The sequence below is a fragment of the Paenibacillus silvae genome (assembly GCF_014639235.1).
Taxonomy (GTDB): domain Bacteria; phylum Bacillota; class Bacilli; order Paenibacillales; family Paenibacillaceae; genus Paenibacillus; species Paenibacillus silvae.
Genome location: NZ_BMFU01000003.1, coordinates 522574 through 545174, shown reverse-complemented (window position 1 = coordinate 545174; position 22601 = coordinate 522574). Strand labels below are relative to the sequence as shown.

The 22601-nt window shown below is 46.7% G+C and carries 19 protein-coding genes; 16 read left to right on the top strand and 3 right to left on the bottom strand.

Annotation, left to right across the window (positions count from 1 at the left end):
- Positions 1 to 102: 102 nt before the first annotated feature.
- A complete protein-coding gene (locus IEW26_RS13395) occupies positions 103 to 1143 on the top strand; it encodes a TRM11 family SAM-dependent methyltransferase (protein ID WP_229729843.1) in 1041 nt (346 codons plus the stop codon).
- Between the two features lie 150 nt (positions 1144 to 1293).
- Here the strand turns inward: IEW26_RS13395 and IEW26_RS13390 are convergent, their stop codons facing one another.
- Positions 1294 to 2250: a D-2-hydroxyacid dehydrogenase gene (locus IEW26_RS13390; RefSeq protein WP_188592754.1), complete on the bottom strand. Its 957-nt coding sequence runs from the start codon at positions 2248 to 2250 to the stop codon at positions 1294 to 1296.
- 198 nt (positions 2251 to 2448) lie between these two features.
- Here IEW26_RS13390 and thpR point away from each other — a divergent pair, with 198 nt between their 5' ends.
- Positions 2449 to 3051 carry an RNA 2',3'-cyclic phosphodiesterase gene (gene thpR / locus IEW26_RS13385; protein ID WP_188592753.1) on the top strand — a complete coding sequence of 201 codons (603 nt, stop codon included), beginning with the start codon at positions 2449 to 2451 and terminating at the stop codon, positions 3049 to 3051.
- Positions 3052 to 3181: 130 nt separating this feature from the next.
- Positions 3182 to 4039: a cell wall hydrolase gene (locus tag IEW26_RS13380; RefSeq protein ID WP_188592752.1), complete on the top strand. Its 858-nt coding sequence runs from the start codon at positions 3182 to 3184 to the stop codon at positions 4037 to 4039.
- Positions 4040 to 4328: 289 nt separating this feature from the next.
- Here IEW26_RS13380 and IEW26_RS13375 read toward each other — a convergent pair whose 3' ends face one another.
- A complete protein-coding gene (locus tag IEW26_RS13375; RefSeq protein WP_188592751.1) occupies positions 4329 to 5543 on the bottom strand; it encodes an MGDG synthase family glycosyltransferase in 1215 nt (404 codons plus the stop codon).
- Between the two features lie 459 nt (positions 5544 to 6002).
- Between IEW26_RS13375 and IEW26_RS13370 the strand changes: the two genes are divergently transcribed.
- The 5 genes from IEW26_RS13370 (at position 6003) to IEW26_RS13350 (ending at position 14917) form a co-directional block, all read left to right on the top strand.
- A complete protein-coding gene (locus tag IEW26_RS13370) occupies positions 6003 to 6593 on the top strand; it encodes a TetR/AcrR family transcriptional regulator (protein ID WP_184189847.1) in 591 nt (196 codons plus the stop codon).
- Between the two features lie 282 nt (positions 6594 to 6875).
- Entirely contained in the window at positions 6876 to 9158 is a 2283-nt protein-coding gene (locus tag IEW26_RS13365; RefSeq protein ID WP_188592750.1) for a YhgE/Pip family protein, read from the top strand.
- Between the two features lie 570 nt (positions 9159 to 9728).
- Positions 9729 to 9896, top strand: coding sequence for a hypothetical protein (locus IEW26_RS13360; RefSeq protein ID WP_186322986.1), 168 nt, complete (start codon positions 9729 to 9731; stop codon positions 9894 to 9896).
- A 47-nt stretch (positions 9897 to 9943) separates the two neighbouring features.
- Positions 9944 to 14542 (top strand): glutamate synthase large subunit, encoded by a 4599-nt coding sequence (gene gltB, locus IEW26_RS13355; RefSeq protein ID WP_188592749.1) that lies wholly within the window; start codon positions 9944 to 9946, stop codon positions 14540 to 14542.
- 222 nt (positions 14543 to 14764) lie between these two features.
- A complete protein-coding gene (locus tag IEW26_RS13350) occupies positions 14765 to 14917 on the top strand; it encodes a hypothetical protein (RefSeq protein ID WP_186322985.1) in 153 nt (50 codons plus the stop codon).
- Positions 14918 to 15025: 108 nt separating this feature from the next.
- Here the strand turns inward: IEW26_RS13350 and IEW26_RS13345 are convergent, their stop codons facing one another.
- Complete coding sequence (locus IEW26_RS13345; RefSeq protein ID WP_110897135.1) at positions 15026 to 15394, bottom strand: helix-turn-helix domain-containing protein; 369 nt, start codon at positions 15392 to 15394, stop codon at positions 15026 to 15028.
- Positions 15395 to 15731: 337 nt separating this feature from the next.
- On the opposite strand from IEW26_RS13345, the gene IEW26_RS13340 reads away from it, so the two are divergent.
- The 8 genes from IEW26_RS13340 to IEW26_RS13305 all read left to right on the top strand — a co-directional run bounded on the left by IEW26_RS13340 (position 15732) and on the right by IEW26_RS13305 (position 22601).
- Entirely contained in the window at positions 15732 to 16169 is a 438-nt protein-coding gene (locus IEW26_RS13340; RefSeq protein ID WP_111272498.1) for a hypothetical protein, read from the top strand.
- Positions 16170 to 16321: 152 nt separating this feature from the next.
- Positions 16322 to 17080, top strand: coding sequence for a tyrosine-protein phosphatase (locus tag IEW26_RS13335; RefSeq protein ID WP_145403465.1), 759 nt, complete (start codon positions 16322 to 16324; stop codon positions 17078 to 17080).
- A 70-nt stretch (positions 17081 to 17150) separates the two neighbouring features.
- Positions 17151 to 17903: a YveK family protein gene (locus IEW26_RS13330; RefSeq protein WP_145403464.1), complete on the top strand. Its 753-nt coding sequence runs from the start codon at positions 17151 to 17153 to the stop codon at positions 17901 to 17903.
- On the top strand, positions 17884 to 18567 hold the full coding sequence (locus tag IEW26_RS13325; protein WP_145403463.1) for a CpsD/CapB family tyrosine-protein kinase: 684 nt from the start codon (positions 17884 to 17886) through the stop codon (positions 18565 to 18567). Before IEW26_RS13330 ends, IEW26_RS13325 begins: the two co-directional genes overlap by 20 nt.
- A gap of 219 nt (positions 18568 to 18786) precedes the next feature.
- Positions 18787 to 19695 carry a UTP--glucose-1-phosphate uridylyltransferase GalU gene (gene galU / locus IEW26_RS13320; RefSeq protein ID WP_145403462.1) on the top strand — a complete coding sequence of 303 codons (909 nt, stop codon included), beginning with the start codon at positions 18787 to 18789 and terminating at the stop codon, positions 19693 to 19695.
- Positions 19692 to 20360: a sugar transferase gene (locus IEW26_RS13315; RefSeq protein ID WP_229729842.1), complete on the top strand. Its 669-nt coding sequence runs from the start codon at positions 19692 to 19694 to the stop codon at positions 20358 to 20360. Before galU ends, IEW26_RS13315 begins: the two co-directional genes overlap by 4 nt.
- Before the next feature lie 32 nt (positions 20361 to 20392).
- Positions 20393 to 21376: a UDP-glucuronic acid decarboxylase family protein gene (locus tag IEW26_RS13310; protein ID WP_145403461.1), complete on the top strand. Its 984-nt coding sequence runs from the start codon at positions 20393 to 20395 to the stop codon at positions 21374 to 21376.
- A 31-nt stretch (positions 21377 to 21407) separates the two neighbouring features.
- Positions 21408 to 22601, top strand: coding sequence for a glycosyltransferase family 4 protein (locus IEW26_RS13305; RefSeq protein WP_188592748.1), 1194 nt, complete (start codon positions 21408 to 21410; stop codon positions 22599 to 22601).

The following is a 22601-nucleotide window of genomic DNA, read 5'->3' as shown; positions in this document are numbered from 1 at the left end:
CTCTATGCAGTTGTCTCTCAGCCTGACTTTGGGTACAATGACTACCTAAGCTTGGTACTGCTCAAAGAGCAGGATGGCTATAAAGGCTGGGAAAAGAGGGGCATGATGGCGAATAATCTGAACAAAGCCGAGGTGTATCCTGCAAGCTCTGCTGCAATTGAACGTATTGAAGAAGGTCAAACGAAAGAACCTCTACATTTACATTACCTGTATACCTTTGCATGTCATGAGAATGAGCTGCAATTGTGTGAGATGGAACTAAGCGCCCTGCTTCAAACGGATTTGACGATAAATAGTGCCGGCAGCTCGTATGTTTGGTCTGAGCGTTGTATTTTGCCGGGGAGAAGTCCATTTATCCATGGACGGCTGGATGTGCTTGGACAAGGTGATGCAGTTGCCGAATTACTTCCTGTGGCCAGGGAGATTCGTTTGAATCCAGATGAAACGTTTAAGGTGGTTTGTTTGAAGGCGGGAGACGCTGTGCCGGATTATGATCAGGCTCGCAAGTTAGAAAGAGATATCGGAATGTGTATCCGGGGAACAGCACAGATGAAGAAACCTAAAGTGACTTTCGGACTAATCAAAATTAATCAAAAATGGCTCCTGGGTCAGTGTACAGAATCGGACAAGTCATGGCAGGTTCATCAGCAGAAGCCACAAAACTACTCCACCGGATTCGGTGTTGCTCTGGCAAGAGCACTTGTGAATATCGCTGTTCCAGTAGTGGAGGCACAACATCGTTTGCTGGATCCCTGCTGCGGGATGGGGACCGTTGTCATTGAAGCTTTGTCCATAGGCATTGATGCAAGAGGTAATGATCTGAATGCACTTGCAGTGCGGGGAGCCCGTGTCAATTTACCGCATTTTGGATATGATGCACAACGAATCACGCTAGGGGATATGAAGGAGCTTGAGGGAAGGTATGATTCGGCAATATTCGACATGCCGTACAATCTATGCTCTGTTCTTCCCGATCATGAGCAGCGGGCAATGCTGATGAAATTACGTGAATTGTGTGGGCGAGCTGTGATTGTTTCTACAGAGTGGGTTCAGGAGAGTATATTGGAAGCGGGCTGGACTATTGAACGTTATGGATCGGTTCGTAAAAGTGCATTTGTTAGGCATATCTGGGTATGCTCCTGAACGGTATAAGCAAATTGAATTCTATGAAAAACTCCACCAAGGAAAATTTTTTCCTGATGGAGTTTTTTTATTATGAACTCTTGGCAACATATTCTGTGTTTTATATTGATTTGTAATTTGAATCATATTGCATGAGAACGTGTGTTTGTGTTAATATTTATGACTATAATCGACAAGGTTGAGTGGTAGAGTTTTGCCAGCAACGTAAGCTTCCAGATTTTTGATGAAAATATCAAGAGCGCGTTCTGTGTACTGCTCTGTACTTCCTGCGATATGTGGTGTAACTAACACATTGTCCATTGCCCAGAGCGGATGGTCTGCCGGGAGAGGTTCCTCTTCAAATACGTCCAGGGCTGCAAAAGCGAGCTTCCCGCTGCGAAGAGCACCTAGAAGTGCTTCTGTATTTACGCTTGGGCCGCGACCTACATTGACAAAACAAGCATCCGTTTTGAATTGATCAAATGTATTTTGATTGTAAATGTGATGGGTTTCATCGGTCAGTGGCAAAATATTGATTACGTAATCGCCTTGACGGACAGCCTCATGCAGTCCGGACATATCGTACATAAGATCTATGTTTGCTACATTCTTGCCTGAACGTCGTACGCCAACAGTGTGCATGCCCAGAGCTTTCAGGACTCGTGCTGTCTCGGTGCCGATTTCCCCAACGCCGACGATTACTGCCGTTTTGCCATGCAGTTCCGGCAGTGCTTTGCCGGGAGCCTTCCATTCGGCCTGATGCTGATACAGCATAGCTTGTCTCAACCACCGGCTGTGGGATAACATCATGCCCAGAATAATTTCCGTAATAGGGATGGCATGAACACCATTGGCACTGGTCACCTGAATTTGCTTATGCTGCAGATCCTCTATAGGAAGATGATCAACACCAGCAGACCAGACCTGAATCCATTTCAGTGGACTGTCCTCATTCAGTGCATGTTCTCGAATAAGGGAAGACCATCCAAGTATAATCTCTGCTTTTTTTAATTCAGCTGGATCGAGCTCCTTGGCTTTGCCGATCTGGATGGTGTACCCTGGTGCGGCTTGCTGTATCCGCTGCTGCTGCTCTTCAGATAATGCTGGAAAACATATGATTTTGCCCATAAGTTGTGTTCCTCCTGAGATCAATGGATTCGTCTTTTCAAGTGTATCAGATTAGGTACACGACGTGCACAAAGATAGAAAATGCAGGAATGAAGCCTTATATGCAAATGCCACTCTTTGTGTCACTCTATATTTACCCAGCTTGAATGCTATGCATGTTTATGAAATAATAGAGCGAACTTTAGAGAGGTGTATGGAATGAATACTCAAGCAATTCAGGAACATGCATCCCGGCGGGAGCGTCTGTTTATCGCTGTACGTCTGCCTGAGGATATTCAGCAGTTTCTTCAGATGCAAGTACAGCCCATTCGGAACAAACTTGATTTTCGCAAATGGACGGACCATAGGGATTATCATATTACATTGCAGTTTTTGGGAGATACATTGATGAGTGATGTCGGTCATCTTCGTGCATCCCTGCGTAATGTCGCTGCTGAATTTAGCAGGTTTGATCTGCGGCTTGACACATGGGGCACATTTGGCCTGGAACATTCACCCAAGGTTCTATGGCGGGGTGTTAGCGGAGAGGTAGAGCGGTTACACCTTCTGCAAGCGGCTATTGTTCAGGCGACGAAGGAGCTAGGCTTTGAAGCAGAGCTGAGGCCATATCGTCCACATGTGACCGTGGCCAGAAAATATGTTGCACACTTGCCTGGAATGGAAAATAATAGTGTCGAAAACCTCGTTACAGAACCTGTGTCTCATGGCAATTCATGGACTGTGAACGGGTTTGTACTTTATGTGACAAGGCTTGCACAATCGCCAATGTATGAGACGCTGGATACGTTTTCATTTTCCTGAAAAACTTTTTTATGCCATAAACTCACATTGACATTGTGTTTATCCCTATGTAATATTAGCCATCGTTATTCAAATTCTTTTTTTTGGGTTACTTAGATTAGGGAATTGTTTCGACAGGAGGAATCTTCGAATGGATATTATAAGCAAGAATCGTTGGGTAGCACCGATGTTATCTGTGCTGCTTGTATGTATAGTGGGGGTAAATGTCGTTCAAGCGACGGGGAAGTGGAATGAAGCGAGTGATAGCAAACAGATGACGGAGCTTGCAGCTTCGACACATAATAATCTGTCTTTGTCTCCGGAGCAGAGGCGATTGACGGAAGATGGGACAAGTCTATCTGTTCACCCGTCTGCACAATCGGTAAACTGGACTGTTGCGCTGCCAGCCAGAAACTGGCTTGTGTCTGCTCAACATGAGCAGGAGCAGAAGCAAGCTGCGGCCAGACAAAAAGTGAAGGCGATCGCTGACGCAAAGGCTAAAAAAGAAGCTGCCTTGAAATTGGCCAAACTGGAACGGGCCAAAGCGGCTGCTGCTGTTTCAACTCCCCCCCAAAAACTTTACTTTACGCGGACCGAACTTTTGAAGCAGGAAGATGCGAAACTCGCAACCTGGTCTTACAGTGTGTCCGATAAAGAACTGTTTCTGCTGCAGAAAATTGTCATGGCAGAAGCAGAAGGTGAACCGTACGAAGGCAAAGTGGCAGTTGCCAACGTTGTCTTAAACCGGCTGCGGTCAGCCAATTTTCCCGATACTATATATAAGGTCATCTATCAGAAATCCCAGTTCAGTCCTGTTGCGAACGGCCGTTTGAAACGGGTGACGCCGAATGAGGACAGTATCAAAGCGGTGAATGCTGCGTTGAACGGACAGAAGGAAGTCTCTGATAATACGTATTATTTCCTGTCATTGACGCTTGCGGACGACCTGACAGTGGCTCGTACGAAGAAAGAAGTGAAAAGGATCGGTCATCATACTTTCTACAAGTAAAAGGCCTTGAAATTCTGCAAACAGGCAGGGTAGTTAACGTTGTGAGCCTCACATCCGCCCTGAAAATGTTGTAATGCAGTTTTATTTTGTCGTTTTCTCAGCGAATCCTCACATATAATATACCCATTTTTCTGGAAGAATATACGGTAGGATGGGAGTGAAATAAAAGGGTTCCCCTTCGTCAGTGAAGAGGAACCCTTTTTGTTGTTTCTTTATTGTTATACATAACGTTCATGAGTATACATTGTTATTTGAGCTCTCAGACCGATTCTAAGGCCTATTATCGGCATTATAGAGGGAGTCTGGTACCAGACAAGGGTCTAGCAGTTATTCCGGCTTTAAACCGCTCTAGAGACGGAGCTGTAACCTCTGTAGTTGCCGGGAACAATAAATCATGAACAGCTTGGGCGCAAAGTGTCGGATCATAGGCCGCAGTTTGTTCTGTTTGATCATTTCTACGAGGAGTTGTCGTCCCTTGCTTCTGCTGCTCATCACACAGCTCCTGGAAGCAATTTGTAATGACATCGGCAGAGTCGATGATTCGCCCATGCCCGGCTTGTACAAAATATTCACAGTTCTCCTCTTCCTGACCAGGGTGTGGCGGAATAAACAGCATAGGAAGACCTTTAGCCATTGCTTCTGTGCATGTCATGCCTCCCGGCTTCGTGATCAGGACATCCGATACATCCATAAGCTTGCTAACTTCCCGAGTGTACCCCAGGATTCGAATATTCTGATGCTGGAAGCATGGAATTTCCTTCATTCTGTCAATCATCTTCTGATTGCTTCCAAGACAGAATACGAGTTGTACCCGATCTGCCCAAGAGGCAAGAGCTTTCATGTGCTCCTCGTCAAAAGAAAGACCCCAGCCGCCTCCCATAAGCAGGGCAGTCGGCATATTGCGCAGTCCCATTTCTTCTCTCAGCTTAACCTTATCACCATTCTCCCAGAAGTCGGGGTGAACCGGAATACCTGTGATTTGAATTTGCGAGGAAGGAACTCCTCGATCCTCCAGCATGCCCTTAACTTGAGGTGTAGAAACGAGATATCTGTTAACCTCAGGATTAATCCAGGTTCCGTGTACATCATAATCTGTAATTAATGTGTAGAGCGGAATTTTGAGCCCCTGACGTTTAAGCCTGGAGATGACCGCATTGGGAAACGGATGAGTACAGATGACGATATCTGGCCGCAGCTGAGCAATAACCTGAGCTGTTTGAGTATAGAAAATACGGTGCAACGCCAGTTTGGTAAAGCCGTTTAACGATTTGTTGTACTGTGTGCGATACAACAGGCTGACAAGCTTGGGTTGAACCGATAGTGTCTTTCGATATGCAGTAAAGATAAGTGGAGCCACAGTTGGATTCAAAAATTTTCCGAGTTCAATGACACGACTATGAACATGCGGACTTACTTTTTTGATCCCGTGTGCCAAGGCGTGAGCCGCCTGCGTGTGACCAGTACCGAATCCTTCTGATAATAAGAGCACTCTTGGTTTTCGCATGAGTTCACCTTTATTCATAAGTTTAATTAAATTTAGATTTGAATTTGGAATTTGCTATAAGACAAGAATTTAAACATTTGCAATAAGAAAATTCGTATCGTGAATTAGCTTGAGACGGCGCTGCAAGGCTTCTATTACATGAATATACGAAAATGTATGGAATCATGTTTCATCCCTGAATATTTACACCATCCTCCACGTTTTGAGACATCAAACTTCATGTATGTGCGGACTGTTTGAGTCATCTTACACTATAGACGACCAAGGTTACAGTTTCCACTGCATTTAGGTTAAAAAAAATTAATACATTTTTTTCATTGTTAGGCTTGCAATCTTAATTCGAAGGTGGTATTGTAACTTGTGACCGAATGACCGTTTTGTATTTTTGGTCAGTTCTGAAAGAACGATTGCATCACTCATCATATTCGAGCGATCTACGAGAAGCAAGGAGGAGATACAATGGCTCCGATTGACAGGAGACAACAGGTTATTCATGCAGCGGCTCAGTCGTTTGCTATGTTTGGATACAAAGCAACTACGATGGATCAGGTTGCCAAAATTGCGAATGTAGGCAAAGGTACGATTTATACTTTTTTCACCAATAAAGAGCAGCTGTTTGATCAGATTCTGGTTGAAGTTATCCAGGAGATGAAAAACATCGCACATCGTGAAGTGCATCAGGAGAGCAGCTTTTTTGAAAATCTGTTCCGTGTGCTGGATGCATTGCTGGAATTTCGCCGTGACCATGAGCTGCTGGTTAAGCTGTCGCAGGAGTTAAAGGATTTTGGAACGCTGCAGGCCAAAGCAGGACTGGACAAGGTTGAGAAAGTGACTTCCGATTTTCTGGCACGGGAGCTGGAGAAGGCTAGAGAAAGCGGAGAGATCCGGGATTGTGATCCGCAAGTCGTTGCGTTTATGATGATTCGTTTGTATACGGCATTAACCGCAGACTGGAGCAAGCTACATGAACCGCTCAGCAAGGATGAGATTAAAAGTTACTTTCGCCTTTTCCTGATGGAGGGAATAGCAGTCACTGACAAGGCTGGCTGAGATCATTTACGTGTTTTGAATTTACAAGTTTAAGTGACTTGAATCTGGATGATTAAGTGGTTTGTATCAGGATGATTGAAGTGGTTTGTATCAGGATGATTGAAGTAGTTAAAGGTGAAGGACAGTAGAACTTGTCGGAGGGCAAGTTTGTTTTTTGCTCTGAATTGACCGTTTGAGAATAATGGTCATCACGTATTTCGGTAAAAATTCCAGAAAATTTCATTCTGTTTTCATATTGGTTATTCCTGCTGATGAGCAGAGAGGTTAAGGGGAGAAAATGACATGAAATCTTTATCCGTGTTTTTCAAGGATGTGGGATCGGCCGTGAGAAACCCGAAGGTGTTGATCCCTGTAATTGCTATTTTATTTATACCGATCCTGTACAGCGGCATATATCTGGCTGCCTATTGGGACCCGTACGGTCATGTGGATAAGCTTCCAGTAGCCGTAGTGAATCTTGATAAAGGTGCCGAGCTCGAAGGGAAATCACTCCATGTAGGGAATGACCTTATTGATGAATTGAAAAAAAATGATGATTTCAAATGGGAATTTGTCAGTGCTGCCAAAGCGAAGGAAGGTATGCAAACTGACAAGTATTACATGCAAATCACCATTCCAGAAAATTTCTCATCGAAAGCAACAACATTGCTTGATGATAAACCCGCACCGGCAGAGCTGATCTATGAGCCCAATGGCAATTATAACTTTGTTGGTGCACAGATCGGTAAAACGGCTATCAAGGATCTGAAATCCAAGGTTTCAGCCAAAGTGACTGAATCGTATGCAGAGACGCTGCTCGACAAGTTCTCGGAGGTATCCGATGGCTTGGCAGAAGCTGGCGACGGTGCAGGGGAGTTGAAGAGCGGGGCAGTCAAGCTGGATGACGGAGCTGTGAAGCTGAAAGACAATCTGGAGAAACTTGCTTCCGGGACATTGAAGCTTCAGGATGGCTTGTCTCCATTAAGTAACGGTGTGAACGCATTGCATAATGGGGCGTCCAAACTGGAGAGCGGCACAACAAGTCTGGTTTCAGGCTTGCAGCAGCTGCAGCAGGCGGCTACAAGTCAGCTTCAAAGCGGTGCTGACCAGTTGAAAACGGGCAGTGATAAACTGGCCGCAGGCCTTCAGTCATCACTCGATGGTACAAACAAGCTGCAGGCTGGTTTGCAATCGTCCGAACAAGGCAGTGCGAAGCTGTCCGACGGGCTGCAAACGGCAGTGCAGGGCAGCGGAACGCTGGCAACAGGACTGCAATCTGCTGTAGACGGCAGCAGCAAGGTAGCCGATGGCGCGCAAAGCGTCGCTGCCGGATTGAAGCAGCTTGCAGAAAGCAACCCTGAACTGGCCGCAAGTGCGGATGTTCAGAAGCTGATTGCTGCAAGTCAGGCTGTTGCTGATGGCAGTGCACAGCTGCATGAGAGCGAGCAGAAGCTGGCACAAGGTGCTGATCAGCTCCATCAAGGAAATCAGCAGCTGGCTGCTGGAGCGACTGAGCTGCATGGAGGTCAGCAGCAGCTGCTGGCTGGTGCGAACCAGCTTGTCGATGGACAGAAGCAGCTGCTCGCTGGTGCCGGGCAGCTAAGTCAGGGAGGAGCTCAGCTCTCCGATGGTTTGAAACAGTTCAGCAGCAAGCTGGGTGAAGCCGCAACAGGCGGTTCGCAGCTGGCTGCCGGTGCGAAGCAGCTTGGTTCCGGTACAACGGCTTTACAGACAGGTGTAGGTAAACTCAGCGGTGGCGTTTCATCGTTAGCCGACGGTTCCAAACAACTTGGAGAGGGAGCAGGTAAACTGGCTAATGGTCTTTCGGATCTGAAGGACGGCTCCGGAGAGCTGGCAACCAAGCTGAATGACGCTGCCAAGAAAACATCCGAAGTGAAGAAAACGGATGATGTGGTGAACATGTTTGCGGAACCAGTCAATTCTTCCGAGAACAAAGCGGAAAGCGTGAGCAACTACGGAACAGGCATGACACCGTTCTTCCTGTCCATCGGCTTGTTCGTGGGATCGCTGATTTCCACTATCGTTCTGAAAATGCGTGAAACATCTGTGCCAGGTGTTTCGGGCTGGAATCGTTTTGTCAGTCGTACGCTTGTGTTTGGTTCAGTGAGCATCATCCAGTCCGTTATCGTTGCAAGCTTCATGCTGTACGGGCTTGGACTGGAGACACACAGTACAGGAATGTTTTATCTGTTTACGATTATAACGGGTCTGACCTTCATGCTGATCGTTCAGGCGCTGGTTACTTGGCTTGATCTGCCTGGGCGTTATGTGATCATATTGCTGCTGGTATTCCAGCTTGCAGCGAGTGCGGGTACCTTCCCGGTAGAACTGATTCCTTCATGGCTGCAGTCAATCAGTCAGTGGCTGCCGATGACTCACAGCATTGTTGGCCTCAGAGCCGTTGTATCTAGCGGCAACTTTGATGTGATGTGGCATCAAGCAGGTATACTCAGCATTTATGCTGGTGTATCTATTGTTCTGACACTAGCGTACTTCCTCTGGAGCGGCAGACGTCCTAAGAAAGAAGCCGACGTGACAGAAGCTGGTCAAGCTGCAACAGTTTAATAAGAAAAGACACGGTAATCCGGACAACTTTTGCAAAAAAAAGTTAAAAGGCATGTATCGAAATTATGCAATATAGTAGTCAAATAGTGCAAATAGCCTGCAGCTCAAAAATGAGCTGCAGGCTATTTTGTATACAAATGTATGAAAACGGAATGCTTTGTTGTAAGCTTGGATATGAAAATTGCGAAAATCTGGTCAAACGCAGGCTGTATATGGAACGATTTTCTTTTATCAGTAATTAAAATCAGTTGTACTCTGTCTTAAAATGTGTATAATTATTCGAAAAAGAGATGTTTTTAAACGTCATCACACTAAAGCTGTACTGCAAAGCAATTCTTATCGGAGGTATTAAAAAGTTTAAATTGCGCTGATGTTAGGTCGGTGTTAAAATGATAGAACTATATCAAAAAACGTCGCCTTATGATCCGTAATCAAACGCTGCTTTATAACAAGCAAAACAAACCCGTCGCTTCATAGTACGTAATTTAAACAACGCTGCTTCATAATACGTAATCAAAACCGTTGCTTCATCACACGTAGCCGTGCCAACGGCTGCATGTTGTTGTATAGATGCTGTTACGGGATGACCCGGCAGCAGCGCTCCTTCGCAATAATCGCGGCATCGCCGCAATATCAGGTAATGAACAGACAGCCTGGGCTGTCACCTCTTCATCCAGCAGGCAGGCTTATCGCAAGCGGAATGCCGGCTCCCCCCGTTTTATTGTTGCCTGTTGCTAATGTTCTTGATCTTTCCGAAATACTTCATTATAGAAAGGTTGCGTTCCATGAGACACATCGGATTACCTCCAAAGCAGGGTCTATATGACCCGCAGTTCGAAAAAGATGCATGCGGAATGGGCTTTGTTGCCCACATCAAAGGAGTACCTTCACACGATATCGTTAGTCAGGCACTGACCATGCTCAGTAACATGGAGCACCGTGGTGGACAGGGTAGTGAACCGAATTCCGGTGACGGAGCAGGTATCCTTATTCAGATTCCACATCGTTATTTTGCACAGGAAGCGGTACGCCTTGGTTTTGAATTGCCTGAACAAGGCTTCTACGGCGTAGGCATGCTGTTCCTGTCTCATGATCCGGTGGTTCGTGCAGCGCATGAAGAGAGCCTGAAGAAGATTATTGCGGATGAAGGACAGACCTTCCTCGGCTTCCGTGATGTACCGACATATGACGAGATGCTGGGCCGTTCTGCACTGGCTGCGAAGCCTTATGTTCGTCAGGTGTTTATTGGAAGATCGGCTGATGTGAAGGATGAGCTGGCTTTCGAGCGCAAGCTTTATGTGATTCGCAGACGTGCTGAACTGGCTATTCGTTACTCGGCAGATGAGGCGGAAGGTGAGTCCTTCTACCTGCCAAGCTTGTCTTGTCGTAAAGTCGTATACAAAGGCATGCTGACAACCGAGCAGGTAGGCAAGTTCTATCTGGATTTGCAGGAAGAGCTGGTGGAATCGGCGATTGCACTTGTTCACTCCCGTTTCAGTACGAACACCTTCCCGAGCTGGGAACGTGCCCACCCGTATCGTTTCATGATTCACAACGGTGAGATCAATACGATGCGTGGTAACGTAAACTGGATGCATGCGCGTCAGTCTCTGTTCGAAAGTGAACTGTTCGGCGAAGATATTGCGAAAGTAAAACCGGTTATTAATCCGGATGGTTCGGATACGGCGATGTTTGACAACACACTGGAGTTCCTGTATCTGAGCGGACGTTCTCTGCCACACGTTGCAATGATGATGGTTCCTGAGCCTTGGAGCACAGATGAAAATATGGACCCTGCCAAAAAGGCATTTTATGAATATCACAGCACAATGATGGAGCCATGGGACGGTCCGGCTGCGATGGCCTTTACTGACGGTTTGCAGATCGGGGCTACGCTTGACCGTAATGGCTTGCGTCCAGCACGTTATTATGTAACGAAGGATGACCGAATCATCCTGTCTTCCGAGGTAGGTGTTCTGGATATTGCACCGGAAGACATTCTGTATAAAGATCGTCTGCGCCCAGGACGTATGCTGCTGGTGGATACACAGGAAGGCCGTATCATCTCTGATGAGGAGGTCAAAGCGATTATTGCTGCCGAGAACCCTTATCAGGGATGGCTGGATGAGCATTTGATGGACCTGAGTGAGCTGCCGGAAGCACCGGAGCTGCCAGATCCAAAACATGATAATGTAACACAGCTGCAGCTGGCTTATGGCTATACATTTGAAGAACTGCGTAAAGTGCTTGAGCCGATGGCATCCACAGGTATGGAAGCTACTGGCTCCATGGGTTACGATGCACCGCTGGCTGTTCTGTCGGATCGTCCGCAGCGTCTGTATAACTACTTTAAACAGATGTTTGCGCAGGTAACCAACCCGCCGATTGATGCGATCCGCGAAGAGATCGTTACATCGACAGCGACAACCATCGGCCCTGAGCGTAACCTGCTGAATCCTGAGCCGGAGAGTTGCCGCCAGATTCGTCTGGATACACCGGTATTGTCTAATGAAGATTTTGCGAAAATTCGCCATGTTCGTCGTCCGGGCTTCCGCTCCATGACGATTCCGATCTTCTTCACGGCTGCGGAAGGCGCGGAAGGTTTGCGTAAAGCGATGGACCTGCTCTTTGAAGCGGCAGACCGGGTTATCGACAAAGGACATAACATTCTGATCCTGTCTGACCGCGGTGTAGATGCCGAGAATGCAGCAATTCCGGCTTTGCTGGCTGTTGCAGGGCTGCATCACTACCTGATTCGTCAGGGAACGAGAACCAAAGTCAGCATCCTGCTGGAATCCGCTGAGCCGCGTGATATTCACCACTACGCGCTACTTCTGGGGTATGGTGTAAGTGCAGTTAACCCTTATTTGGCATTTGAGACGCTGGATGACATGATTCAGCAGGGCTTGCTGCGCGGCATCTCCCACGAGAAAGCTGTTAAAAACTATATTAAAGCCGCAACCAAAGGCGTAATTAAAATATTGTCCAAAATGGGAATCTCGACGATTCAATCGTATCGCGGGGCTCAAATCTTCGAAGCCGTTGGTTTGAAATCCGACTTCGTAGATCGTTACTTCACATGGACACCTTCCCGTATCGGGGGAATTGGTCTGGAGGAAGTAGCCGCAGAAGCATTGACACATCATAACCGTGCCTTTACAGACAAGGACGGCAATGACAAAGTGCTGGATTCCGGCGGCGAATACCAATGGCGTAACGATGGGGAAGAGCATCTGTTCAACCCGCAAACGATCCACACGCTGCAGCATGCTGTACGTACTGGCGATTACAAGTTGTACAAAAAGTACTCCAAGCTGGTACAGGGTGAGAATGATCAGCTGCTGACGATTCGTTCGATGCTGAAGCTGAAGCCGGTCGGACCATCCATTCCGCTGGAGGAAGTAGAGTCTGTAGAAAATATCATGCGTCGCTTCAAGACGGGAGCCATGTCCTTCGGTTCGATCAGTAAAGAGGCACATGAAGATCTCGCTATCGCCATGAACCGTGTAGGTGGTAAATCCAACACAGGTGAGGGCGGAGAGGACCCGGCTCGTTTCGTAAAAGACAGCAACGGTGATTCCCGTCGCAGTGCGATCAAGCAGGTTGCATCGGGACGATTCGGAGTAACATCCAATTATCTGGTGAATGCAGACGAAATTCAGATCAAAATGGCTCAAGGTGCTAAACCGGGTGAAGGCGGACAGCTTCCAGGCCGTAAAGTGTACCCTTGGGTAGCTGAAGTTCGCGGCTCTACACCAGGTGTAGGTTTGATCTCTCCTCCGCCGCATCACGATATCTATTCGATCGAGGACTTGGCCGAGTTGATCTATGACTTGAAAAATGCCAACCCGCGTGCTGAAATTAACGTGAAGCTGGTATCCGAAGTCGGGGTAGGTACGATTGCTGCGGGTGTAGCTAAAGGCCGTGCGGATATTATCCTGGTCAGCGGTTACGATGGAGGTACAGGAGCTTCTCCACAAGGTTCCATCCGTCACGCCGGTATGCCGTGGGAGCTGGGTCTTGCTGAAACACATCAAACGCTGATGCTGAACAATCTGCGTGATCGTGTTGTACTGGAGACGGATGGCAAAATGCTGAATGGACGCGATCTGGCAATTGCTGCTTTGCTTGGTGCGGAAGAGTATGGATTCTCCACTGCTCCACTCGTTGCGCTTGGTTGTATCATGATGCGTGTCTGCCAAATGGATACATGTCCGGTTGGTGTAGCTACACAGAACCCGGAACTGCGCAAAAATTATATGGGTGATCCGGTTCATGTGGTCAACTTCATGCGTTTTGTTGCAGAAGATATGCGTGAAATTATGGCAGAGCTTGGTTTCCGTACAATTCAAGAGATGGTTGGACGTACAGACTGTCTGGAAGCGGTAGAAGCGGTAGACCACTGGAAGAAAAAAGGGGTGGATCTGTCTGTATTGCTGCACGTGCCTGAGATGCCGGAAGGCTCTGCGCGTTACCGCACACAGCATCAGAACCATCAGTTGGAAGAGACGCTTGATATGCAGCAGCTCGTGCCACTTGCACAGTCTGCGATCGAATCGGGTCAGCCTGTTGAGGCAGTTTTGCCAATCACGAACGTGAATCGTGCTGTAGGTACAATTCTGGGCAGTGAGATTACACGCAAATATGGTCTTGCTGGCTTGCCAGAAGATACCGTTAAATTCAAATTTGTTGGATCAGCAGGACAAAGCTTTGGTGCTTTCGTACCAAAAGGCATGACACTCACCGTTGAAGGCGACTCCAATGACTATGTGGGTAAAGGCTTGTCAGGAGGCAAACTGATCGTTATGCCTTCGCCAAAAGCGACATTTGAAGCGGAAAATAACATCATTATCGGTAACACTGCGCTGTATGGAGCAACGAGCGGAGAAGCGTACATCCGCGGTATTGCTGGTGAACGTTTTGCCGTGCGTAACTCGGGTGCCAAAGTGGTCGTTGAAGGTGTGGGCGATCACGGTTGTGAATATATGACCGGCGGACGCGTAGTGGTACTCGGTGATACAGGCCGTAACTTTGCAGCAGGCATGTCGGGTGGTATCGCTTATGTGTATGATCCACAAGGCACATTCCTGCAGCGCTGCAACTTGGAAATGGTTCTTCTGGAGCGTATTGAGGATGCTTCCGAAAGTGCGGATCTGCGCGGCATGATTCAACGTCACGTAGAACTTACGGGAAGTACAGCAGGTCAGCGTATTCTGGATACGTGGCAGGATTCCCTGAATCAGTTCGTACGTGTCATTCCAAAAGACTTCAAACGTATGACTGAACAGATCGAGCGTGTGCAAGCGACAGGTCTGACAGGTGAAGCTGCTCTGCTCGCAGCATTTGAAGCGAACATGCGTGAGCTTGCACGTACCGGAGGTTAATGAATTATTCTTTCCTATATAAAAGTGCATAAAAGATAAAATCAAAAGGAGCCCTGCAGCCGCTAAAATGGCGCTGTAAGGCTCCTTTTTGCTTTCGACAAAATTAGAACCCGCTCCAAAAACGCTCTCGCCATGAGACGACAACATCAAGGAACGTTCTCAAGTATAATTAGGCTTAGTTTTGGAGTGAAGAGAAAGTATAAGATAAGAGAGGTTAGCGGAATGAAGATGAAGCATCCAAACATGGGCGATCCTAAGCCGGCAGGTACGCCAGTCGAAGCCACCAAGATCGACATCATGAAAGTTTTACTGCAATGCGGAATCGACCCGGAGCGTTTGAACCATTTCGTTTCCTCCAACATCAAGCGTTCTTGACCCAGTACACATTTGTGAATGGAGGGAATTCAAGATACACAAAAAGACCCAGGTACCGGAGGTTGAAGCGCTCGGAAGCTGGGTTTTCTTTTCGGGTGTAAGGATGAATCAATCCATACTTCGTTCCATTCGAACAAAAGCGATAAAACGGCGTGCTTCTTCCTCGGTCAAGGGTTTGCCGTCAATCATCAGATCAAAGCGCTCAAGCACTTCCTTATCTGACAATTCAAGTGCATCCACGAAATCACGCACATCCTCATCCATGACCATATCACTTTGCTTGGTACGTCCGATCAAATAATCAATGGACACGTCAAAGATGTCAGCAAGCCTTGTTAACACCTCGAAATCCGGTTTGCGCCGGTTTTTCTCATAGTGGGAGAGGGCCGCTCTGGTAATATGAATGGAGCTCGCAAGTTCTTCTTGAGTAAGTCCCCGCTGTTCTCTTAATTCAGCAATGCGATTTCCGTAGCTCATAAGCTATTTCCCCCTGAACACCATCATATATATAGAAACCATCCTGAGCCAAGTTTTTGATCAGGGCAAGCTTTCCTGCAAATGTACTACGCCTCATTCGTCTCATATACCTCATTTGTAAATAGGTCTGTCTAAGGACATCTCATATTGTCGTAAATCAAAAGAACCATGTCCAAATACTGCTTGACATGATACGTATTGTATCGTAAATTGAACGTATAGAGTTACAAAATGTATCATTTGAATATTTCAAGTATTTCCATATTGCCCGTCTACTATACCTGTGAGAAGGAATGGGGCAAACATGAACATGAATTGATTCTAAAGGAATGAAACCATGCACTCAAAAATTGTCCAGGAATGGGCCGATTTAAAACCCAATGTCCATATGTACATTCAGGAGTTTCATGGGAGAAAAGTAGACCGCAAAAGACGTCCCGTCCTGTTGCTGGGTATGGACATACACGCGATTACCTTCCTTAGTGACCTGAACTTGCCAGTTGTATCAGAAATGCTCATAGGTTTGGATGTAGAAGACAGCCATGTATGCGTCAGACTTCCTGCAAAGCTTCAATGGAAACAGCCCTTCGGAGAGCTCATCATGTATCATTCGAACCTGCATATTCAGAAAGAACAGACACTATATATAACTGGACAGTTAAACCGAATGCTTGCTGAAGTAGAATTTGAGGCGGTTTCACGGATTCCTTATGAGAAAGCAACAAATCATTCTCCTCCGTTTAAACCATATCACTACATTGATTTTACCATATAGGACAAAGTTCAATCTGAACATTTTCTGAACAAGCATGTACTTAACGCCATTTTACTATATTTCATAGCGTTATGCATTAGTTCTTTAACACCAAAAGAATTTGCGCAATGAATAACAGGGCGGGGAGGAGCATACATTGAGGAAGTTTGGATATGGTTGAAATGCACTGCCACATTTTATCCGGTCTGGATGATGGTCCTGTTCAAATGGAGCAGTCCGTTGCGATGGCTGAGAAGGCGGCAGCCTCAGGAATTACCTCCATTATTGCAACTCCGCATCACCTGAACGGATATTTCCACAATGAACCAATGGTAGTGAATCAGGCTGTTCAACGGTTACGTGCTGAACTGAGCAAACGAAATATCCGTCTGCAGATTGCTCCAGGTCAGGAGATCAGGGTGCACGACAGGCTGATTGAAGACTTGTATGCAGGGAAATGCTGCACACTTGCCGGTAGCCGTTACATGTTGCTGGAACTGCCCTTTGGTCATATTCCCTCACAGTTCCCCGAGATACTGCATGAGCTGCGAACCGCGGGAATCACCCCTATTATTGCTCATCCGGAACGCAACCTTGTTATGTTGAAAAAGCCGTTGCTGTTATCCGATTATTTGAGTCAGGGCGGGCTATGCCAGCTCACGGCCGAATCTTTCACTGGACTTTTCGGGCGAAAAGTTCAGAAATGGTGTTTCCATTTTTGCAAAGAAAACGGGTTTCATTTCATTTCATCCGATGCGCATGATACAAAACGTCGCACCTTCAGGCTGGATACGATCTATGCATTGCTGGAAAAGCGTTTTGGGCGCCGGTACACTCAACTTTTGCACGATAATGCAAGCTCCATATGGGAGAATCAACGTATTTTGATTGAAAAACCGACGTGCAGGAAGAAACGCTTTTTGTTCTGGTAAACAGCTGCCATGGTAACAAACGAATGCATGAACACAATATTATAGCTGACTTGAATGGGAGGAATACGGAGTGGAACTGAAGGAATATATACACATTTTACGAAAACGGATTTGGATCATCATTGCGTTTGTTGCTGTGGCTTGCATCGGTGCAGGTATCAAAAACTACTTCTTTACGGTACCCATCTATGAAGCGAACGCCAAATTAATCGTGAATCAGGCTTATAATGCTCAAGGCGTTCCGAGTTTGGATATCAGTACCATTCAGACCAATATCAAAGTGATCAACTCCTATATGGAGATTATTAAATCCTCCGCGATTCTTGATAAAGTGGCAGCTGCATATCCTGATCTGGGTATGACAGGCAATCAGATCGGGCAGAGCATTCGGGCTTCTACTGCCAATGAATCTCAGGTGATGAATTTAACGGCTTCGGGTCTATCGCCTGATAAAGCGGCGAAGACCGTAAATGCAGTGGCCAAAGTGTTCAAAACCCAAATCCCCGTAATTATGAAGGTAGACAACGTAACGATTCTAAGTGAAGCAAAACCTGCGGATTCCTCCAAACCTATCAATGTCAATCCCATCATCAATATTCTAATCAGTTTTATTGTCGGACTGCTATTGGCAGTAGGCTTTGTATTCCTGCTCGAATATCTGGACGACACGATGAAAACAGAAGAAGAGCTTGAAAAAGAATTAAATCTGCCCGCACTTGCTGTCATTTCCAAAATCAGAAAAGATGAAATCCGTAGTTCCAAGCATTCTTCAACATCTCAAAAACAGGTAGGTGATGGACAGTATGTCACGATCAACCAATGAGAGAGTAAGTCTGGTCACGATGGCTAATCCCAGATCTACTTCTTCAGAAGCCTATCGAAAGCTCAGAACCAATATTCAGTTTTCATCGATAGACAGTCAGATTCAAACGATTATGATTGCCTCGGCAGCACCAGGTGAAGGAAAAACGACGACGCTTGGCAATCTGGCAGTTACCTATGCGCAGGAGGGGAAAAAAGTACTGCTTATGGATACGGATCTGCGTAAACCGGCAGTGCATCTCATGTTTAATGTCCCGAACCACGTTGGGCTGACCAGCGTGTTATCCAGTCAATATAAGGTTACAGAAGTACTCAGGGAAACGGGAGTGGAGGGACTGCATGTGCTTTCTTCCGGCCCCATCCCTCCTAATCCTTCGGAGATGATTGGTTCACGCAAAATGACGGCACTGCTGGAGGATTTGAAGCAGGAATATGATGTCATTTTGTTTGATACTCCACCAGTGCTTACCGTGACCGATGCCTTGATTATCAGCTCATTATGTGATGGTGTCATTCTGGTTGTGAGTGCGGGCAAAGTGAAAAAAGATCTGGTCAAAAAGGCCAAAGCTCACCTGGAGCATGTAAATGCGCGTATTCTGGGTGCGGTGCTCAACAATGTTCAGGTCCCGAAAAGCCGGAATATGAGCTATAGCGAAAAGACATAACGTATCTGTCAGATGATCTGATCTATACCTCATTTTAAAAGGTCATGTCTACTATACCTCTATCAAGGTAGGCACTCGGTCACACTGTGGGTAGTGTACCTTAGACGTGAATCGTCAAGGGTGTGATGTGAGGAGGGGTTCAATGCCCTATGATGTATGATGAGTTTCATGTTTTCATGGTTTTCGAGGTTAAATAAAAAAATGGATAGGGTGATTTCAATGACAAAGGTGAGAAAAGCGATTATCCCTGCTGCCGGATTGGGAACCCGATTTTTACCTGCCACAAAGGCGATGCCTAAAGAAATGCTCCCTATTGTGGACAAACCGACGATTCAGTACATCGTGGAAGAGGCCGTTGCTTCCGGTATTGAAGACATTATCATCGTGACGGGCAAGGGTAAACGTGCGATTGAGGATCATTTCGACAGTGCATTTGAACTGGAGCATAACTTGCTTGAAAAAGGCAAGCTCAGTTTATTGGAAGAGGTCCGCAAGTCCTCCAACGTGGATATTCATTACATAAGGCAAAAGGAAGCACTCGGGCTTGGGCATGCCGTCTGGTGTGCCCGGAACTTCATCGGCAATGAACCCTTTGCCGTGCTGCTTGGTGATGATATTGTCGTTTCGGAAGTACCGTGTCTGAAACAGCTCATCCAGCAGTATGAACAGGTGCAGCAGTCTGTACTTGGTGTGAAGACGGTGAGTCCGAGTGAAACATACCGTTACGGCATTATTGATCCGCTGCATACCGAAGGTCGGTTATCTTCTGTAAACAGTATGGTTGAAAAACCGCCTCTAGGGTCCGCACCCTCCAACCTGGCGATTATGGGACGATACATTTTGACCCCTAAAATTTTTGAATATCTGGAGGAGCAAAATGTAGGTGCGGGTGGCGAAATTCAGCTGACGGACGCACTGCAGAAGCTTAACCATGACGAAGGGATCAGTGCCTATGACTTTGAAGGAGCTCGATATGACGTAGGCGAGAAGCTGGGATACATTCTCACAACACTGGATTTTGCGCTCAGAAACAAAGAGCTGCGCGCACCTGTGCTGATGGCCATTGAGGAGATTCTCATGAAGGAGCAAATGAATTCAATGCTTGTTGCTGGGGGGGATAGTCTGTGAAGTTTACAGGACCGGAGACCTTTGGGAGCGGGGAGATGTTGGTCAAAGAAGGGAATGCAGCCTTGCTTGAGCAGCCTTACTCACGACGTGTTGGCGGGTATACGGATGTAATCAAGCCGTTCGCCGATTTTGTGATCGCCGTTTTGTTACTGCTCATCACCTTGCCAGTCATGGTGCTTTCAGCCATTTTGATCAAAATGGATTCCAAAGGGCCTGTCATCTTCAAGCAGGAACGGTACGGGAAGAATGGAGTCAAATTTAACATCTACAAATTCAGGACGATGCATACAGATGCGCCGAAATATGGCCTGTCACCAACGGACAGCTATGATCCGCGGATTACAAGGTTAGGGCGAATACTGCGTAAGACGAGTCTGGATGAGCTGCCGCAGCTGCTTAACATCATTAAGGGAGATATGAGCTTTATCGGGCCAAGACCTGAGATGAAGCGGATTGTGGAGGAATGTTATACCGATCTGGAGCGCAGACGTTTTCTGGTTAAGCCCGGAATTACAGGATTGTGGCAGGTCAGTGAGGCTCGTAAACAGCCTATTCACCACAATCTGCAGTATGACTTCCATTATATTTCCAATGTATCCATCAAAATGGATATCACGATTATTTTTAAAACAATCGGTGTGATGATTAAAAGTAATACCTTTTGACCAATTTTGATTAACCGCTGGAGTGTGATGTAATGAAACATATTGTTGTGACGGGTGCGGCTGGATTTCTTGGCTCTCATCTTGTAAAGTCTTTAATCCATCAGGGACACCGGGTAACAGGCATGGATAATCTATCCACAGGCGTGCTGCGCAATCTGGAAGAAGTCATGGCGCATCCTCGATTCGAGTTTCATCAAGCGGATGTTACACATCCGGATTCACTGGAGATTTTCGCTGAGCAGCAGGTGCATGAAATTTATCATCTGGCTTCACCTGCTTCGCCAAAGTTCTATCAAGCCGATTCCATCGGCACGATATGGGTGAATACCCAAGGAACCTATCACATGCTGGAGCTGGCCAGGACGAAGGGCGCCAGGTTTCTGTACTCAAGCACAAGTGAAGCGTATGGAGACCCGGAAATTCATCCCCAGCCAGAGAGTTACCGGGGCAATGTGAATACATGGGGACCGAGGGCCTGTTATGATGAGGCCAAGCGGCTGGGCGAGGTTTTTTGTTATGAATACTACATGAAACAACGTGTTTCCGTGCGTGTAGCGCGTATATTTAACACATACTCTTCTGGACTTCGTAATGACGATGGCCGGGTGATATCCAATTTTGTCACACAGGCACTGACAGGTCAGGATATTACGGTGTATGGGGATGGGTCTCAGACACGCTCCTTCTGTTATGTGGATGACAACATCCGGGGGTTACAAGCATTGATGGCGGAAGACAAGGCCGAAGGAGAGATTATCAATATTGGCAATCCCACCGAATACACCATACTTGAGGTTGCCTATCTGGTGAAGAAGCTGACAGGGTCAGGCAGCAACATTGTCTTTATGCCACTGCCCGAGGATGATCCCAAGGTCAGACGGCCTGTCATCGATAAAGCCAGAGAGCTATTGAACTGGGAACCGGTGATTGCTCTGGAAGAAGGCTTGAGACGTACAATTCAACATTATCGGACCATGCTGCTGCAGGAGCAAGTGCCCGTACAGGAAACCTCATAAAATAAATGCTGAAAAAAGCGAGTTGAGATGCATGCCCAAAATACTGATCGCCCACAGTTTATATGCCCCCCATATCATCGGAGGAGCCGAGATATCCACACAGATTCTTGCCCAGACACTGGAGCCTCGTTATGACGTCGAGGTTATTACTGTTGGCGGACATAAGGAGGGCGGGGTGCAGACAGACAAGATTAACGGGATCGAGATTTCGAGGCTTCCGTTTAATAATCGGTACTGGATTGGCGATACGGCGAGACAAACCAGCACTTCTGATAAAGTGTTATGGCGGATTCAGGACATTTTTAATGTGAAGCAGTACCGGTATATTAAAGAATATCTTATCCTGAAACGTCCAGCCTTGATCCACACTCAGAACATTCCTGGACTCAGTCTGGCGATCTGGAAAGCAGCATTTGAACTGAACATCCCGGTTGTGCATACCCTTCGGGATTTCTCTTTGATCGAACCTATTGCTATATCTGCCTACTCCAGGTTCTACAGACAGATATCCAGACGTTACAGTCGCAGGGTGGCATCTGTTATCGGCATATCCGAGCATGTACTCAAGAAGCATACAGAGCTTGGGTTTTTCAAGCATGCATCCCGGCATGTCATACACAACATTGTAGAGAAGGGGAACCAGGTCCAGCAGTTGGACATATGCAAAACGGTTCGCCATCATCAGCCGCTGCACATTGGATATTTTGGACAATTGACAGAAGTTAAAGGGGTTCATTATCTGATTGAAGCGGTCCGGAAACTGGATCAACAACTTGTGGGCAAATTGTTTATTCATGGAGACGGACCTATGCTGGGTGAACTGAAAGAACTTGCGGGAACGGATTCCCGCATTGTATTCGTGGGCAAAATCGACAAACGGGAAATAAACTCGCAGATGAAAAAGATGGACCTGACGATCGTACCTTCCACCTGGGATGAGCCGTTTGGCCGGGTTGTGATTGAATCGTACCAAGCCGGTACACCCGTTTATGCTTCAAGAGTAGGCGGCATGCCCGAAATTTTGCTGGATACAGAGACCTTCTCCTTTACTGCTCATAGTTCCGACGCGATTCGTGAGAAGATTCTTCACTACTACTCATTATCAGAGGTGGATAAACAGGAACTGATGCTGCAATGCTGCAAGCACAGCTTATCCTTTAATGAAGATTATCTTCTCACGAGGCATGCAGGCGTTTATGAGAAGTTAATCGGGTGTGGAGGTTAG